The following is a 15,844-nucleotide window of genomic DNA, read 5'->3' as shown; positions in this document are numbered from 1 at the left end:
GGCGCTTGGTCCGACCCGGGGGGCGCGGTCCTTCGGGTCGGACCAGAGAAATTGCCGGCCGATACGCCCTCGTGGTCGGCCTTCCCGGTGAGGTCAGCGCCTGTTTTCGGGCTGGTCCGGGGCGCGACGCTGCGGTAGATGGCCCCTATCAACGGACGGAGGCCGGCTTGGACCATTTTCTCTATCGCGACGGCCATCTCTATGCCGAGGATGTGCCGCTGAGCGAAATTGCGGCGCAGGTGGGCACACCGTTCTATGTCTACTCCACCGCCACGCTCGAACGGCATTACCGGCTGTTTGACGAAGCGCTGGAAGGCATGGAGCATCTGGTCTGCTACGCCATGAAGGCGGCGAGCAATCAGGCCATTCTCAAGACGCTGGCCGCCCTTGGCGCCGGCATGGACGTGGTTTCGGGCGGCGAATATGCCCGCGCCAAAGCCGCCGGCGTGCCGGGAGAGCGGATCGTGTTTTCCGGCGTCGGCAAAACCCGCGATGACATCGCAATGGCGCTGGCAGGCGGCATCCGCCAGTTCAACGTCGAGAGCGAGCCGGAGATGCTGGTGCTTTCAGAGGTCGCCAGCGCGATGGGAAAGGTGGCGCCGATCACCATCCGGGTCAACCCGGATGTGGATGCCAAGACCCATGCCAAGATTGCCACCGGCAAATCCGAGAACAAGTTCGGCATCCCGATTGCCAAGGCCCGCGCCGTCTATGCACAGGCCGCCGCGCTGCCGGGGATCGAGGTGGTCGGAATTGACGTGCATATCGGATCTCAGCTGACCGATCTCGCGCCGTTCGAGGCAGCCTATCTCAAGGTGGCCGAACTGACCGAACTCCTGCGCGCCGACGGTCATGCCATCCGCCGCCTGGATCTGGGGGGCGGACTGGGCATCCCCTATGCCCGCTCGAACGAGGCGCCGCCGCTGCCGACGGATTACGGCAAACTGATCCGGCGCACTGTCGGCCATCTGGGCTGCGAGATCGAGATCGAACCGGGGCGGCTGATCGCCGGGAACGCCGGACTGCTGGTCAGCGAGGTCATTTACGTCAAACAGGGCGAAGACCGCGAATTCCTGATTCTGGACGCGGCGATGAATGATCTGATCCGCCCGGCGATGTATGACGCCTGGCACGACATCGTGCCGCTGGTGGAACCCGAAGCAGGCCAGGAACGGGTGCCCTATGACATTGTCGGCCCGGTCTGCGAATCCGGCGACACCTTTGCCAAGGGCCGGATGATGCCCAGATTGCAGGCGAACGACCTCGTGGCCTTCCGGTCTGCCGGTGCATATGGCGCGGTTATGGCGTCAGAATACAACACAAGGCCGCTTGTCCCCGAAGTTCTGGTGAAAGACGATCACTTTGCGGTCATTCGGGCCCGTCCAAGCTTTGACGAAATGATATCCCGCGATACCATCCCCGAATGGCTGTAGGGCATCCTTCCTGCGGCTGATCTGCAGGAGCGACCCATGGCGCCACCCGAAACACTGCCGCACGAGGTCTTTCAGGCTGTGCGCGGGCCGTTGCGGCTGACACGCGCGGGCATGCTGGCCGAACGTCTTGTGCGCTGCTTCTGGCCGCTGTGGTCGGTGCTGATTGCCGCTTTGGCTGCGCTGATGCTCGGCCTTCAGGATCTGGTAAGGGTCGAGGTGGTCTGGGGCGTCGCACTGGCGCTGGCGCTGGCGATGCTGGCCGCCCTGATCTGGGGACTGCGGCGTTTCCGGGTGCCGACCCGCGAGGGGGCACTGACGCGGCTGGACGCCACGATGCGCGGCAATCCGATCCAGACGGCGCTGGATACCCAGGCGATCGGCGGCGACGACGCCGCCTCGCTGGCTGTCTGGCGCGCACATCAGGCGCGGATGCGGGCACGGCTGGCCGAAGCACGGGCCGCGCACCCGGACTTGCGGGTGTCGCGCGCGGACCCGTTCGCGCTGCGGTATGTGGCGCTTCTGGCGCTGTTCACGGCGCTGCTGTTCGGCTCGGTCCTGCGGGTGCAGTCCGTCACCGGAATGGGCCCCGGCGGCGGTGGGCTTGCAACCGGTCCGACCTGGGAGGGCTGGCTCGAGCCACCGGGATACACCCGGCTGCCGTCGGTTTATCTGAATGACATCACCAATGCCGCGCTGATCGCCCCCGAGGGCGCACAGATCACCCTGCGCATGTATGGCGAGGTTGGCGCGCTGCGCGTGACCGAAACCGTTTCCGGCAATCCCCTGCCCGAAGACGGCAATACCGCCACGGCGCAGGAATTCACCGTGGTACAGTCCGGCACGCTTTCCATCAATGGTCCCGGCGGTCGCAGCTGGGATGTGGCGATGACCCCGGACACGCCACCCATTGTCACTCAGTCCGGCACTGTCGAGACGAGTTATGACGGCGAGGCCGCGATTCCGTTTTCCGCCAGTGACGATCATGGAGTCGTTGCCGGCACCGCGCGGTTTTCCCTGGCCCTGAGCGAGGTTGACCGGCGCTACGGGCTGCGCATCGACCCCGAACAGCGCCCGGTGATCGAGGTGCCGCTGCCGATGCCGATTTCGGGCGACCGGTCTGATTTCAGCGAGACCCTGATCGAGAATTTTTCGGAACACCCCTGGGCCAACCTGCCGGTGACCGTGCGCTTTTCGGTCGAGGACGCGGCACAGCAATTCGGTACGGCGGCAGATCAGATCATGACCCTGCCCGGACGCCGGTTCTTTGATCCGATGGCTGCCGCGATCATCGAACAACGCCGCGCGCTGCTGTGGAACCGCGACAATGCACCCGAGATCGGGCAGTTGCTGCGTGCGGTTTCGCACCGGCCGGACGATATCTTTCGCTCAGCGGTGCATTACCTGCGGCTGCACACGATCCTGCGGCGGATGGGGAATTTTGCCGACCACGGCATGACGGACGAACAGCAGGCCGAACTGGCGACCGCGATGTGGGATCTGGCCCTGCTGCTGGAGGAGGGCAATCTCGAGGATGCCCGCGAAAGGCTCAAACGTGCGCAGGACCGGCTGTCCGAAGCGATGAAGAACGGCGCCTCGGATCAGGAGATTGCCGAACTGATGCAGGAGTTGCGCGAGGCTACCGACGATTACATGCGCCAGCTTGCCGCCGAAGCGCAGAAAGAGGCCGAGCAGAATCCGGAGTCCGAGATGTCCCAGAACCAGCAGGGCATGGAGATGAGCCAGAGCGACCTGCAGGCGATGATGGACCGGATCCAGCAATTGATGGAAGAAGGCCGCATGGCGGAGGCGCAGCAGGCGCTGGAAGAGTTGCGCGAGATGATGGAAAACATGCGCGTCACCCAGGGCCAGGGTCAGGGCCAGCAGTCCCCCGGACAGCAAGCGATGGAAGGACTGGCCGAGACGCTGCGCGAACAGCAGGGCCTGTCGGATCAGGCCTTTCGCGACTTGCAGGATCAGTTCAACCCCGACCAGCCGCCCGGTCAGCAGGGCCAGCAACCGGGCGAGGGTCAGCAGCAGGGACAGGGGCAGCAACCGGGACTGGGGCAGCAGGGCCAGGGTCAGCAGCCGGGTGAGGGCCAGGGTCAGCAGCGTGGCGAACAGGGTCAGGGCGGCCAGCCGCTGGAGCAGGACCTCGCCCAGCGACAGCGCGAGCTGCGCGACGAACTGAACCGGCAGCGCGGCCGCCTGCCCGGCCAGGGTACGGCCGAGGGCGAGGCTGCGCGCGACGCGCTGGAACGGGCCGAAGGCGCGATGGAGGGCGCCGAGGATGCGTTGCGCGGCAATGATCTGGCCGAGGCGATCGACAGACAGTCAGAGGCGATGGAAGCCCTGCGCGAAGGCATTCGCAACCTGGGTGAAGCCATGGCGCAACAGCAACAGAACCAGGGACAGCAGGGCATGGCCGAGGGCACCGAGCCCGGGCAGCAGCGCGACCCGCTGGGACGCAGCGCCGGCAGCAATGGCCAGATCGGTTCCGAAGAAGGTATGTTGCAGGGCGAAGACGTCTACCGGCGCGCCCGCGAGCTTCTGGACGAGATCCGCCGCCGCTCTGGTGAGGGACAGCGGCCCGATGCCGAGCTCGAATACCTCGAACGCCTGCTGGAACGGTTCTGACCGGTCTTGCCACCGGGCATTCCGTCGCTTTGGACCCGGGGTGCCCAATCTGTGAAAGGGGCGCCTGTGCGCCGCGTCGGACCGCCTCCGGCGGGAGTATTTGCAAAGAGAAGAAACCGCCTGTCTGCGCCTGAAGGCCGCCGGGTCGGCACAGGGGCTGCGTCAGATGTCGCCGTCGACGCGGCCACGCAGCGATTTCACCTCGCCCCGGACCTTCTTGGCCTGCAGGCGGCGCTTTTTCGATCCGAGTGTGGGTTTTGTCGGAATCCGGCGTTTGGGTTTTTCACAGGCCTGCAGGATGAGCGCGCCCAGCCGGTCGCGGGCAATTTCGCGGTTCCGGGCCTGGCTGCGGGTCTCGTCCACCTGGAGTATCAGCGCGCCGTCCTTGGACCAGCGGCGCCCGGCCAGTTTGCGCAGACGGGTCTTGACCGGCGGCGGCAGGTTGGGTGAGCGCTCGGCCTCGAAGCGCAATTCGACGGCCGAGGACACCTTGTTCACATTCTGCCCTCCGGGGCCGGAGGCGCGGATGAACTGTTCGCTCAGCTCCCAGTCCTCGATCGTGATCCTGTCGTTGATCCGTAGCATCGTCTGTCCCGTCACCCTGGCGTCGTTCAAGGTCGACACCGTGCAGTCGGAAAGGGCCGCCCGATCTTCGGACGGCCCTTCGAGAATTCAGGAGGTGGGGCCGGTTAGGCACTCACCAATTCGGGGTTTGCCACCCAAGGGATTGCCCTACGGCGCGCGCCTCCGAACTGTTCCGACACCTCTCTCCAATGTTTCTCTCGACACTGGATCACCTCCTTTCAGTTTTGTTGAACCTAAGGAAAAGGTGGCACGAGATGTTTGAATCGCAAAGCGTTTTTTGTCCTCAGGCGTGGATTTTTCCGGCAAGTGCCTTTGAAACGATCATCCGGAACGGCACCAGCGCAACCAGGGCAAGCGCCAGTTTCACGCTCCAGTCGGCAACGGCCAGAGACACCCAAAGCGGTACAACCGGCCCGATGCCCAGCAACGGCAGCGCCTCTCCCGCCCAGGAGACGTCATTGCCGGGTTCGATGAACGTCAGCGCGGCCGAGAACGCAATGGTGAAGAACAAGGCGGTGTCGACAGTCGACCCGACAAGGGTCGATGCGAGCGGGGCACGCCACCAGGCCCCGGCACGCAGCCGGTCAAAGATGGCCACGTCAAGCAACTGCGCCGTGAGAAACGCCAGGCCGGAACCGATGGCAATGCGCCAGGTGACCAGCGGGCCGAATTCGCCGACGATCCGGGTGCCGATGAAAGAGCAGAGGATGCCGACCACAAAGCCGGCGAACACCACCTGGCGGGCAGCGCGCGCACCGTAGATCCGGTTCATCAGGTCGGTGACCAGAAAGGCGAAGGGATAGGTGAAGGCCCCCCAGGTGAGCCAGTTTCCGAACAGGAACTGCACGAGGATGTTGGAGGCAAGGACGATGGCCGCCATGGCCACAATTCCGGGAAGGTGTTGACGTGTCATCTGCATGGCCCGTTTTTCCAAGGTTGCGGGAACTTGGCCCCCTGTCGGGGACCGGAGGGCCTTAAACCCGGTCGGGCCGCCGCGCAAGTTATTCCGTGACGGCGTATTCCACGAACTCGGTGCGCTGGAAGAATTTGAAGTTGTCATCCGAGATCATTGTCAGCCGGATCCGCCCGTCTGTGTCGCGCCAGACCGACAGCCCTTCGAGGTTGTCGAACTGGCCGTTGCGGGATTGCAGCAGGATTTCTCCGTGGCTGATGCTGGATCGGGTGACGTCAAAGCGGCGCACACGGGACAGAAAGCTGAGGCCGGTAAAGCTGCGTTCCAGAATGTAGAGTCGACCGTCGGGGCCAAAGTCCGCGCCCACCACCAGAAAGCCGCCAAACCGCGGAATCGAGAACGGCTGATCCCAGCGGCCGTTCCGGAAACGGTAGACCGGGAAGCCGGTCGTCAGCTCTCCGGACCGCTCGGGCAGGGTGTACAGCCAGCCGCGTGCGTCTACCGCCAGCGCTTCCAGCCCCGAATTGTTCCGCATCTGCTGGAACGCCGGCGGCCGGGGCAGCGGCACGGGGCGTGCCTTGCGGTATTCCCAGACACGGGTGTCGCCCTCGAAGGAAATGTAGGTGCGCCCGTCTGCCGCGATGGCGAGTCCCTCGCTGTCACCGTGGTGCTGCGGCAAGGGCCTGCCTTCGCGGCCCTCAAGCGCGTGAAGCGGCCCCGAGGCGACACGGCTGATGCGCCCGTTGCTGCGGGTGAATGTGCCGCGCAGGATGTGGGCGCGATCGCTGATGGCGGTAAAACCGGTGCCGTCGGCACTCAGCTCGAGTCCGGAAAACCCGCCAAAGTCCGGGTCCGGCAGGGACCATGTGAACGCGCCGATGAATTGCACCCGCCCCGACGGCTCGGCCGACACGCCAAGTGTCAACAGAGCCGCAAGCGCCGCGCCTAGCGCGATGCGAGCACGCCGGAGCATTGACCGGGAAGATCGTTCAGAGTGAGTTCACGTTTGGGTTTCGGCTTGGGTGCGTCGGGATCGCGCGGCTTGGCTGGCGGCGGGTTCAGGATGTTGTTGACCCAGGACTGCGCGTCGGCGCAGCCATCCCCGGCGGGTGGCGGCGTCTGGTTGACGCAACCCGACGCCCCCGGGGGGCAGGCCAGTCGCACGTGGAAATGAAAATGATGTCCGTACCAGGGCCGGACCTTGCCCAGCCAGCTGCGTTCACCCTTTTCGTCGTTGCACATCTGCACCTTGGCGCCGGGAAAGATGAAAATCCGCGCGACACGCGGGTCGCTGGCGGCGGCCTTGATTATTTCATGGTGGGCACGGGTCCAGTCACTATTGACGTAGGCGCCTTTGGCCCGCTGCATGGAGATCGAGGAAATGTCCTCGCGTTCGGCACGGCTGCGCGAGAGCGTCGTGGGTGGCAGCATCCAGATATCGGCATCCAGTCCGATCTGGTGGCTGGCGTGGCCGGTCAGCATCGGGCCGCCCTTGGGCTGACTGATGTCGCCGACATACAGCCCGGCCCAGCCGGGATGTTGCGCCGCCTTGCGCGACAGGTCCTGAATGAAATCAATGGTGGTCGGCTGCCCCCAGTTCCGGTTGCGCGACAGGCGCATCGCCTGCCAGGTCGCACCGGTTTCGGGCAGCTGGACATTGCCGGCGGCGCAGCCCTTGGCATAGCTGCCAAAGGGTTCGGCCCGCTGCGCCGAGGCGCTGTGTTCATTGCCAAACAGCTGCTTGGCGCTTTTGCTGGAGACCACTCCGGACACCGGCACCGCCATTGCGGCGGCCCCGCGCGACATGGACTGGAGGTTGCTGGAAGGTTTCCCGCCACCACAGCCGACAAGGGCGGTGATCAGCGTCAGGGCCAGAATGGGTCGGATCATACTGCTCGATCTCCGTCGGGTTTTACCCAGAGTAGCAGAATCAACCCCACTGCGAAAAGCCCGATCAGCGGCGAGACCCCAACTTGTTGTGATCCGCTGGCATAGGTGGCAATCCCGATCAGGGTCGGCGCCATGAAACTGGTGGCCTTGCCCGCCAGCGCATAGAGGCCGAAGGCTTCGGTCATGCGCAGCGGGTCCGCCTGACGCACCATCATCGTGCGGCTCGCGGACTGGATCACCCCGCCGGCGGCGCCGATCATCGCGCCAACGACGTAAAATGCGATGTCGGGCAGCTTAGACCCCGGCGCGACTGCAATGCCCAGAACGGAGTCGCGCGAAATCAGCACAATGGCGACGGCCACACCGGTCAGGATCAGGATACAGGCCGTGATCACCGGCTTGGGTCCGAAACGGGCGTCGGCCATGCCGCCGAGCCAGGCAAACAGAGCGCCGGCGATGATGGCAAGGATGCCGAAGATTCCCACATCGACCACGCTCCAGCCCAGAACGCCGGCCGCGTAGATGCCGCCAAAGGCATACATGCCGTTCAGCGCATCGCGGTAGAACATCGACGATCCGAGATAGGCAAACAGCGACGGCGACTGCGGCAGGCGCTTCAGCGTCGCCTTCAGGTCGCGCAGGGCCGTGGCCACCGCCCCCTTCGGGGCCGGGCGTGCGCGCGGGTCGCGCACGTAGACAAAGAACGGGATCATGAACACCGCGTACCAGATCGCTGTCAGGGGGCCGACGAAACGTGTGCCTTCGCGCGCCTCTGCGTCCAGCCCGAACAGCGGCGACAGGCCGACAAAGGTCTTGCCGGTGGTCGCGCTTTCCGCAAAGAGCACCAGCATGATGACAAGGGTCATCAACCCGCCAACGTAACCGAAGGCCCAGCCATTGCCGGAAATGCGGCCGATCTCTTCCTTCGGGCCAAGATCAGGCAGCATGGCATTGGTAAAGATCGTCGCGAACTCCATGCCGATCATGCCAATGGCAAAGAAGAACAGCGTGGCGATCAGGTTGAAGTCGCCGGGAGCGGCAAACCACAACATCGCCGAGCCCAGCACGTAAAGGCCGGAAAACAGCCAGATCCAGCGAAGCCGGTTGCCGCCGGTATCGGCGAGCGCGCCCAGCACCGGTGCCAGAATCGCAATGACCACGCCCGCCGCGCCGATGCCAAAGCCCCAGGCGGATTGCGCCGCGGTGCCGTCGCCCATCAGCTCCTTGACGTAGGGCGCAAAGATAAAGGTGATCAGCAACGTGTTGTAAGGCTGACTTGCCCAGTCGAAAAAGAACCAGCCCCAGATCCGTTTGCGCAGCGTCGACGCCCTTGCGGTGGTGATATCTGCTTCAATGGTCATGTCGCCCCCTGCCTTTGCGCCGATAAGACGGTCTGGCGCAAAGGCTGGCAAGCGGGTTTCGCTCTGATGGCGGCAAAACCCGAGCCGCCACAGGCAGACCGCGGCCTATGCGGGCTGTCTGTCCGGCAGGGCGGTGGCAACCGCATCCTGCATCGGCGGCCAGGGGCGCATCGCTTCGGCCTCTGTCCATTGCCGCACCCACTCCGGCATGGGTGGCGAGGATGTCTCAAGCCCCATGGCCGCCATCAGGCGCGCCGTCGAAACGATGCCGCTCTGATCCGTCACGGCCGAACGATAGACCGCATGGCTGGAACATTCTCCGTCGGTTTTCCACATGCTTTGTTCCACGTACAGGAACCGCGCGTCCCAGCACAGCAGCCGCGAGCGCATCTCGACCTTTTCGAACATCCGCACCCGGCGGCGGTAACGCACCGCGGTTCCGGCAATGATCAGCCCCCACCTTTCACGCCGAAGCACCGTCAGCAGTCCGCTGCGCTGCGCCAGCGGAATCCGCCCCAGATCGAAAAGCGTGAGCGCGCGGCCGTTGTTGAGTTCCTTCCACAGGTCGATGTCCCAGGGCCAGCACAGGTGGTGCGAAACATGCACCTCGCCCAGCGCGAGCGGTGGCGCGTTGCGAAAGAGGCGCAATTCCTTGAACAGTCGGACGATGGGATACATGGCGGACTCCTGATTTGTGTCCCTTTCGGGCAAGTCGGCCCCCCGAGGTCAACTGGAACCTAGCGGCACTCTTGCCCTTTGTGAACCGCGCCCTTAGGTCTTGGGCGCTTGTCGCGTAAAAAGGAACCCTGCCCGATGCAATCGCTGTTTCAGATCTTCATGCTCCTTCTGGACATCGTCTGGTTCTTCATCATCGCACATGTCATCATGAGCTGGCTGATCAACTTCCAGGTGCTCAACCTGCGCCAGCCGCTGGTTGCCCAGATCTGGGACGGACTGAACCGTCTGCTTGAGCCGATGTATTCGCGCATCCGCCGGATCCTGCCCGCGATGGGCGGAATTGATCTGGCCCCTCTTGTGGCGCTCGTGGTGGTCTATGCCCTGCGGATCATCCTCGCCAACAACGCCGGGTATTTTTACGGATACTGAAGGTACCACGGGGCGATTCCGCCGACCCGGTCAGCGGCGGGTGAAACCGGACGCCGGGCACTTGTTTACCGATTCTTAGTGTGTGAGACTTGGTATCAGAGCAGATATAGTAAAATAACAGGTTCAACCCATGCCCGACGGCCTTGGCGGAGAGATTTCCGGCGCGAATGCGATTCTGCGTGACGTTTTCGGGTTCGACGCATTCCGCCCCGGTCAGGGCGAGATTGTCGAGGCTGTGGCCCGGGGCGAAAACGTGCTGGCGATCATGCCGACTGGCGGCGGAAAATCCTTGTGTTTTCAGCTTCCTGCCCTGCTGCGTCCGGGCGTCACACTGGTCATTTCGCCACTAATTGCACTGATGCGCGATCAGGTGCGCGGCCTGCGCGAGGCGGGCGTGGCGGCTGGCGCACTGACTTCGGGCAACACCGAGGAGGAAACCGAGGCGGTCTGGTCCCAGCTGTCGGACGGCACGCTCAAGCTGCTGTATCTCGCTCCCGAACGGCTCGCCAATACCGGCACCCAGCGGATGCTGGCCCGCGCGGGCGTGTCGTTCATCGCCGTCGACGAAGCGCATTGCGTCAGCCAGTGGGGCCATGATTTCCGCCCGGATTATCTGCGCATCGGCGAACTGCGCCGCGCGCTGGATGTGCCGCTCGCCGCGTTTACCGCCACCGCGGATGCCGAAACCCAGGTCGAGATCGTGCAGCGCCTGTTCGAGGGCGAACAGCCCGCGACCTTCCTGCGCGGCTTTGACCGGCCCAACATCCACCTCGCCTTTGCCGCCAAGGATGGCCCCCGGGCGCAGATCCTGAACTTTGCCGCCGCGCGCAAGGGTCAGTCAGGGATCGTCTATTGCGGCACCCGGGCCAAGACCGAAGGTCTGGCCGCGGCGCTGAGCCAGGCCGGCCATACTGCCTGCCATTATCACGGCGGCATGGAGGCCGATGCCCGCCGCCATGTCGAAACCCGGTTTCAGCAAGAGGACGGGCTGATCGTGGTGGCGACGGTGGCCTTTGGCATGGGGGTGGACAAGCCCGACATCCGCTGGGTGGCCCATGCGGATCTGCCGAAGTCGATCGAATCCTACTATCAGGAAATTGGCCGCGCCGGCCGGGACGGCGCCCCGGCCGAAACCCTGACCCTGTTCGGCCCCGACGACATCCGACTGCGCCGCACCCAGATCGACGAAGGACTGGCCCCGCCGGAACGGCAGGCCGCGGACCACGGTCGGCTGAACGCCCTGTTGGGGCTGGCCGAAGCGCAGCAATGCCGCCGCAGAACCCTGCTGGGATATTTTGGCGAGACAGACATCACCTGTGGCCACTGTGACCTGTGCGAAACCCCGCCCGACGTGTTCGACGGCACCGAGGCGGTGCGCAAGGCCCTGTCCGCGGCGCTGCGCACCGGCGAAAGCTTTGGCGCCGGGCATCTGATCGACATCCTCACCGGGACTGCCACCGACAAGGTCAAGGCGCGCGGCCATGACTCCCTGCCGACCTTCGGTGTCGGGCGCGATCTGAGCAAGACGGCATGGCAGGGGGTGTTCCGGCAGATGATGGGCTTTGACCTGATGCGCCCGGATGCCGCCCGCCACGGCGCGCTGGTGATGACCGAAGCCGCCCGCCCGCTGCTGCGCGGCGAGGACACCATCACACTGCGCCGCGACAGCCTGAACCGTGCCGCCTCGGACCGCCGACCGGCTGTCAAGGCGCTGGTCAGCGACGAGGACGCACCGCTTTTGTCGGCCCTCAAGGCCAAGCGGCGGGCCCTGTCCGAGGCGGCCTCATTGCCGGCCTACATGATCTTTCCCGACCGCACGCTGATTGAAATGGCCGAGGACAGGCCGACAAATCTGGACGCGATGGCGCGGATAAATGGTGTCGGCGCCAAGAAACTCGAAAAATATGGCGCCGAGTTTCTCTCGGTGATCACCGGCGCGGGCGAAGAGATGCACCCAACCCGGCGCAGACTGGCCGGTCGCGATGCCGGGGATATCTATGACAGGTTGCTGGCCGCACAGTCGCAACTGTCACGCGGACCCGAAGGGCATGACAAGCCACTCAGCTGTTCCGCCGGGCAACTGGCCAAGGTGGCACAGATGCGGTCTCCGGATTCGCAGGCGCTCGAGAATTTGCTGGGTGAACGGCGGGCCGAACGGTTCGGGCCGGCCTTTCTGGACGTTCTGCAAAGCGATTGCTAGGCCCCGGGCCGCTCTGGATTGCCCTGTCCCGGAGTCGCGCCGGGCCAGGGGGGCGCAGGACGCAATCGCACCCGACCGGCGGCCCTCGCCAGCGAAATCAACGGTTGCCGCGCCGCGACGACGACAGGAGGCGCTGACCGCGTTTGCACCGCCGTGCACATATCACGAAGCCCGAGCCAAACTATGGCAGGGCGCTTTCGTCACGGGTTGGCTCGGGCGCGCAATCCGTGCAGAAGGTCGCTCTAAACCAGTCCAGTCCGCAGATCCGTGATTTGCGCCAACTTTCGATCAAGACGGGAACCGCTCTGTGCTTATTCTGTTGTCACCGGCCAAGAATGTTAACGAAGAACGCGCAGCCGGTCGTGCCGCCACGACCCCGCGCTTTCTCGACGAAGCCGAAGAGATTGTATCGGTGGCGCGCCATTGGTCCGACGATGAAATCAGCCAGATCATGAAGGTGTCGTCGGCGCTGGCCAAGCTCAACCGCGAAAGGTTCTCAAGCTGGTCGCGTGGCGGTGAATGCGCTGCCGGACTGCTGTTCGACGGCGACGTCTACAAGGAACTGGAACTCAGCACCTTCGACGCACAGGCTCTGGATCTTGCATCCCGGCGCTTGCGCCTGCTCTCGGGTCTGTATGGCCTGCTGCGGCCAACGGATGGCGTTCAGGCCTACCGCATGGAAATGGGACGCCGTTGCCCGGGTCATCCGGCGGGCACGCTGTACAAATTCTGGGGGACAAAAATTGCCAGGGCCATTGCCGACGATGCCCGCGCCATCAAGACCAACATTGTCCTGAATCTTGCTTCGGAAGAGTACAGCAAAGCCGTCGATCCGGCGGCCCTGGACGATCTGACGGTGATCAGCCCACGGTTCGAGGAAGAGCGCGGCGGTACGCGCAGGGTGATCGGGGTATCCGCCAAACGTGCGAGAGGCGCGATGGCCCGATGGGTTCTGCATTCCGATGCATCGGAAGCCGGGGACCTGCATGGGTTCGATGTGGGCGGGTACGTCTTTGATTCCGAAGCCTCGGTTGAAAATCGTCCGGTCTTTGTCCGGGGCTGACCCAGGGCACAGGATTCGCTTTCGGGTCATGAGACCTCTGGCTTCCAGAGCACTTCACGTTTCGGTCCCCCGGTACGAAGCGAAGGCGCCGGTGGCGGGCTACCCGACCTCCCGCTTGTGGGCGGGCGTGCCGACATAGGTTTCGAATTTGGCCAGCAGCTCGGCCTTGCGCAATGGCTTGGTCAGGTAGTCGTCCAACCCCGCTTCCAGTATCGCTTCCCGGTCGCCCGACATCGCGTGGGCCGTTACCGCGACAATCGGCACGTGCGTCCCGCCGCCTTCGAGTGCGCGGATTTCACGGGTCGCCTGTTTGCCGTCCATGCCGGGCATAGAGATGTCCATGAAGATGATGTCCGGCCGCTGCGCCTGAAATGCCGCGACCGCCTCGAAGCCATTGCTGGCAAATGTCAGATCCAGGTCCAACGCCGCCACCATCTTGCGGAACACCAGTTGGTTGGTCTTGTTGTCCTCAGCCAGCAAGACGCGCAGCGGCGCCAGATCGCTCTTCGGGGCGGTGACAGCCAACGGTGGATCCTTGGGTGCACTCTGGGCGTCCAACCCTTCGATCGCTGCAAACAACGCGCTGCGGGACACCGGCTTTTGCAGAATGGCGGCGACCGCCTGACGCAACGGGCTGTTCTGCAGCGCGCCGGGAGTGCGGGAAAACAGGAAAATCGGCACCGCCTGCCCCTTGTGCCGCAGCTGTGCGGCCAGTGCCGCGCCCTCCATGTCCGGCAGGTCCTGTTCAATGATCAGCAGATCCGGCGGGTCGGCCATCAGGTCCAGCGCCTCGGCACCGGTCAGACAGAACGAGACGTCGAGCCCCAGAATGCCCAGCTGCTTGCCAAGGATGCTGCGGGTGGCGCTGTGGTCATCGACAACCAGCACCCGTTTCAGCCCGTCCGGCACCCTGGCGGTTTCATAGGTCACCGGCTCGTCGGTTGGCAGCACCACCCGAAACCCGAAACAGGTGCCCTTGCCTAGCTCGGATTCGACCCAGATTTCGCCGTCCATCAGCTGGATCAGCTTGCGGGTGATGGCGAGGCCCAGGCCGGTGCCTTCGAACTGGCGATTGCGCTCATCGTCGACCTGATTGAATTCGCCGAACACGTGATCCACTTTGTCCGCAGGAATGCCGATGCCGGTGTCTTCGACCGTGATGTGAATGGCTGTCCGGCCCTCAGCGGCCGGGATGCCGACAATGCGGACCAGAACGTGCCCGTCGATGGTGAACTTCACCGCATTGCCCAAGAGATTTGTCAGCGCCTGACGCAGACGCCCGGGGTCGCCGACGAACCGGCTTGGCAGGAACATGTCGTAATCGACCAGCAGCTCAACCGACTTGTCGCGCGCAGAGGGCTGTAGCAGCATCACCACCTCGTGCACCGCGCGCTCCAGATCAAAGGGTTCGGGGTGGAGCACCAGTTTTTCGGCTTCAATCTTGGAGAAATCCAGCACGTCGTTGATGATCACCAGCAGCGCCTCGCCGGAACTGCGGATGGTTTCCGCATACAGCCGCTGCTCTTCCGTGAGATCGGCGTCCATCAACAGGTCGGCCATGCCGACCACACCGTTCATCGGCGTGCGGATTTCATGGCTCATGTTCGCAAGGAACGAGGATTTCGCACGATTGGCCGCCTCTGCCCGGGACTTGGCCACTTCCAGATCGCGCTGCACCTGCTTCATCTGGCTGATGTCGATGCGCAGCCCGACCCGACCGCCATCAGTGGTTTCTTTCTCGTAGACGCGCAGCCACCGGCCGTCGCTGAGGCGCTGTTCGTGTTCGACCGAGGTTCTGCGGTGCATGTCCATCCGCTCTTCCAGCCACGACTCCTCGCGGCCCAGCGCATCGGCATATTGGCCATTGGCCAGACCGAAACGCAGGATTTCCTCGAATGTGGTGCCGGGGATCATGGCTTCGGCGCTCGCCTCGTACATGGCACGATAGGGGGCATTGCACATCAACAGCCGGTCATCGGAATCGTAGATCACAAAGCCGTCGGGCAGTTCTTCGACCGCCGACCACATGCGCATCAGTTCGGTGATGTCCAGCGCAAGGCTCACAATGCCGCCATCCGGGGTACGCCGGTCCTGGATTTTCAGGAACTGTCCGGACCACAGACGGATTGTCACCGGCGGGATCACCTCCATCTGCCAGCGTGCCAACATGCGGTCCCGCCAGTCGCGGGGTGACGCCCCCTGCAGATCCGCGATGCCTTCTTCGATCATCATGTCGACGATATGCGGATAGCTGGCACCCGGGGCGATCGTGTCCAGCCCCTCGAACAACGCAAGGTATGGGGGGTTGGCAATTTCCAACAGTCCATCGGCATTGAACAGGGCAAATCCGTCGCGGACCGAGCGCAGCGCCTTCCAAAGCTGCCCCTCGACCACTTCGATCTTCTGGAACGCCTCGCCCAGTTCGGTTTTGACCCGCGTGTTCTCGTCCCGCACATTCGCCACCTCGGCGCGGGTTTCGGTGATTTCGTGGCTGAGTTTGCGGGCATGGTGCCCCAGTTTGCGGTTGGCGGAAAACAGCTCGGCCTGCTTGAGTTCAAGCAGCCGCTCCGCCGCCAGTCGCGCGCGCCGTTCCTCGGCCAGTTTCTGCGCCAGACTCATGCCACTCTCCGCCACATAGGCGCACTTTTGCGCGGACAG

General features: G+C 64.2%; 12 protein-coding genes. 5 read left to right on the top strand and 7 right to left on the bottom strand.

Annotation, left to right across the window (positions count from 1 at the left end; translation table 11 throughout):
• Positions 1-167: 167 nt before the first annotated feature.
• Both lysA and FOY53_RS00815 read left to right on the top strand, forming a co-directional pair.
• Positions 168-1,433, top strand: coding sequence for a diaminopimelate decarboxylase (gene lysA, locus FOY53_RS00820; protein ID WP_146584700.1), 1,266 nt, complete (start codon positions 168-170; stop codon positions 1,431-1,433).
• 36 nt (positions 1,434-1,469) lie between these two features.
• Positions 1,470-4,067 (top strand): TIGR02302 family protein, encoded by a 2,598-nt coding sequence (locus FOY53_RS00815; protein WP_146584698.1) that lies wholly within the window; start codon positions 1,470-1,472, stop codon positions 4,065-4,067.
• Positions 4,068-4,229: 162 nt separating this feature from the next.
• Here the strand turns inward: FOY53_RS00815 and arfB are convergent, their stop codons facing one another.
• From arfB to FOY53_RS00785, 6 genes are all read right to left on the bottom strand, one after another.
• Positions 4,230-4,652 carry an alternative ribosome rescue aminoacyl-tRNA hydrolase ArfB gene (gene arfB / locus FOY53_RS00810; protein WP_146584696.1) on the bottom strand — a complete coding sequence of 141 codons (423 nt, stop codon included), beginning with the start codon at positions 4,650-4,652 and terminating at the stop codon, positions 4,230-4,232.
• A 283-nt stretch (positions 4,653-4,935) separates the two neighbouring features.
• Positions 4,936-5,565 (bottom strand): queuosine precursor transporter, encoded by a 630-nt coding sequence (locus tag FOY53_RS00805; protein WP_146584694.1) that lies wholly within the window; start codon positions 5,563-5,565, stop codon positions 4,936-4,938.
• 88 nt (positions 5,566-5,653) lie between these two features.
• Positions 5,654-6,538, bottom strand: coding sequence for an esterase-like activity of phytase family protein (locus tag FOY53_RS00800; protein ID WP_146584692.1), 885 nt, complete (start codon positions 6,536-6,538; stop codon positions 5,654-5,656).
• Entirely contained in the window at positions 6,511-7,371 is an 861-nt protein-coding gene (gene mepA, locus FOY53_RS00795; protein WP_246107255.1) for a penicillin-insensitive murein endopeptidase, read from the bottom strand. Before mepA ends, FOY53_RS00800 begins: the two co-directional genes overlap by 28 nt.
• Before the next feature lie 80 nt (positions 7,372-7,451).
• A complete protein-coding gene (locus FOY53_RS00790; RefSeq protein ID WP_146584688.1) occupies positions 7,452-8,816 on the bottom strand; it encodes an MFS transporter in 1,365 nt (454 codons plus the stop codon).
• A 105-nt stretch (positions 8,817-8,921) separates the two neighbouring features.
• Complete coding sequence (locus FOY53_RS00785) at positions 8,922-9,494, bottom strand: acyl-CoA thioesterase (RefSeq protein WP_146584686.1); 573 nt, start codon at positions 9,492-9,494, stop codon at positions 8,922-8,924.
• 135 nt (positions 9,495-9,629) lie between these two features.
• Here FOY53_RS00785 and FOY53_RS00780 point away from each other — a divergent pair, with 135 nt between their 5' ends.
• From FOY53_RS00780 to FOY53_RS00770, 3 genes are all read left to right on the top strand, one after another.
• Positions 9,630-9,923 carry a YggT family protein gene (locus FOY53_RS00780; protein WP_146584684.1) on the top strand — a complete coding sequence of 98 codons (294 nt, stop codon included), beginning with the start codon at positions 9,630-9,632 and terminating at the stop codon, positions 9,921-9,923.
• 130 nt (positions 9,924-10,053) lie between these two features.
• Complete coding sequence (recQ, locus tag FOY53_RS00775; protein WP_246107235.1) at positions 10,054-12,123, top strand: DNA helicase RecQ; 2,070 nt, start codon at positions 10,054-10,056, stop codon at positions 12,121-12,123.
• Between the two features lie 307 nt (positions 12,124-12,430).
• Positions 12,431-13,186: a YaaA family protein gene (locus FOY53_RS00770; RefSeq protein WP_146584682.1), complete on the top strand. Its 756-nt coding sequence runs from the start codon at positions 12,431-12,433 to the stop codon at positions 13,184-13,186.
• A 99-nt stretch (positions 13,187-13,285) separates the two neighbouring features.
• Here the strand turns inward: FOY53_RS00770 and FOY53_RS00765 are convergent, their stop codons facing one another.
• Complete coding sequence (locus FOY53_RS00765) at positions 13,286-15,805, bottom strand: response regulator (RefSeq protein ID WP_146584680.1); 2,520 nt, start codon at positions 15,803-15,805, stop codon at positions 13,286-13,288.
• Positions 15,806-15,844: the final 39 nt, after the last annotated feature.

The sequence above is a fragment of the Puniceibacterium confluentis genome (genome assembly GCF_007923445.1).
Lineage (GTDB): Bacteria > Pseudomonadota > Alphaproteobacteria > Rhodobacterales > Rhodobacteraceae > Puniceibacterium > Puniceibacterium confluentis.
Note: the sequence above shows the minus strand (reverse complement) of the source record. Positions and strands in the feature narration are given on the sequence as shown.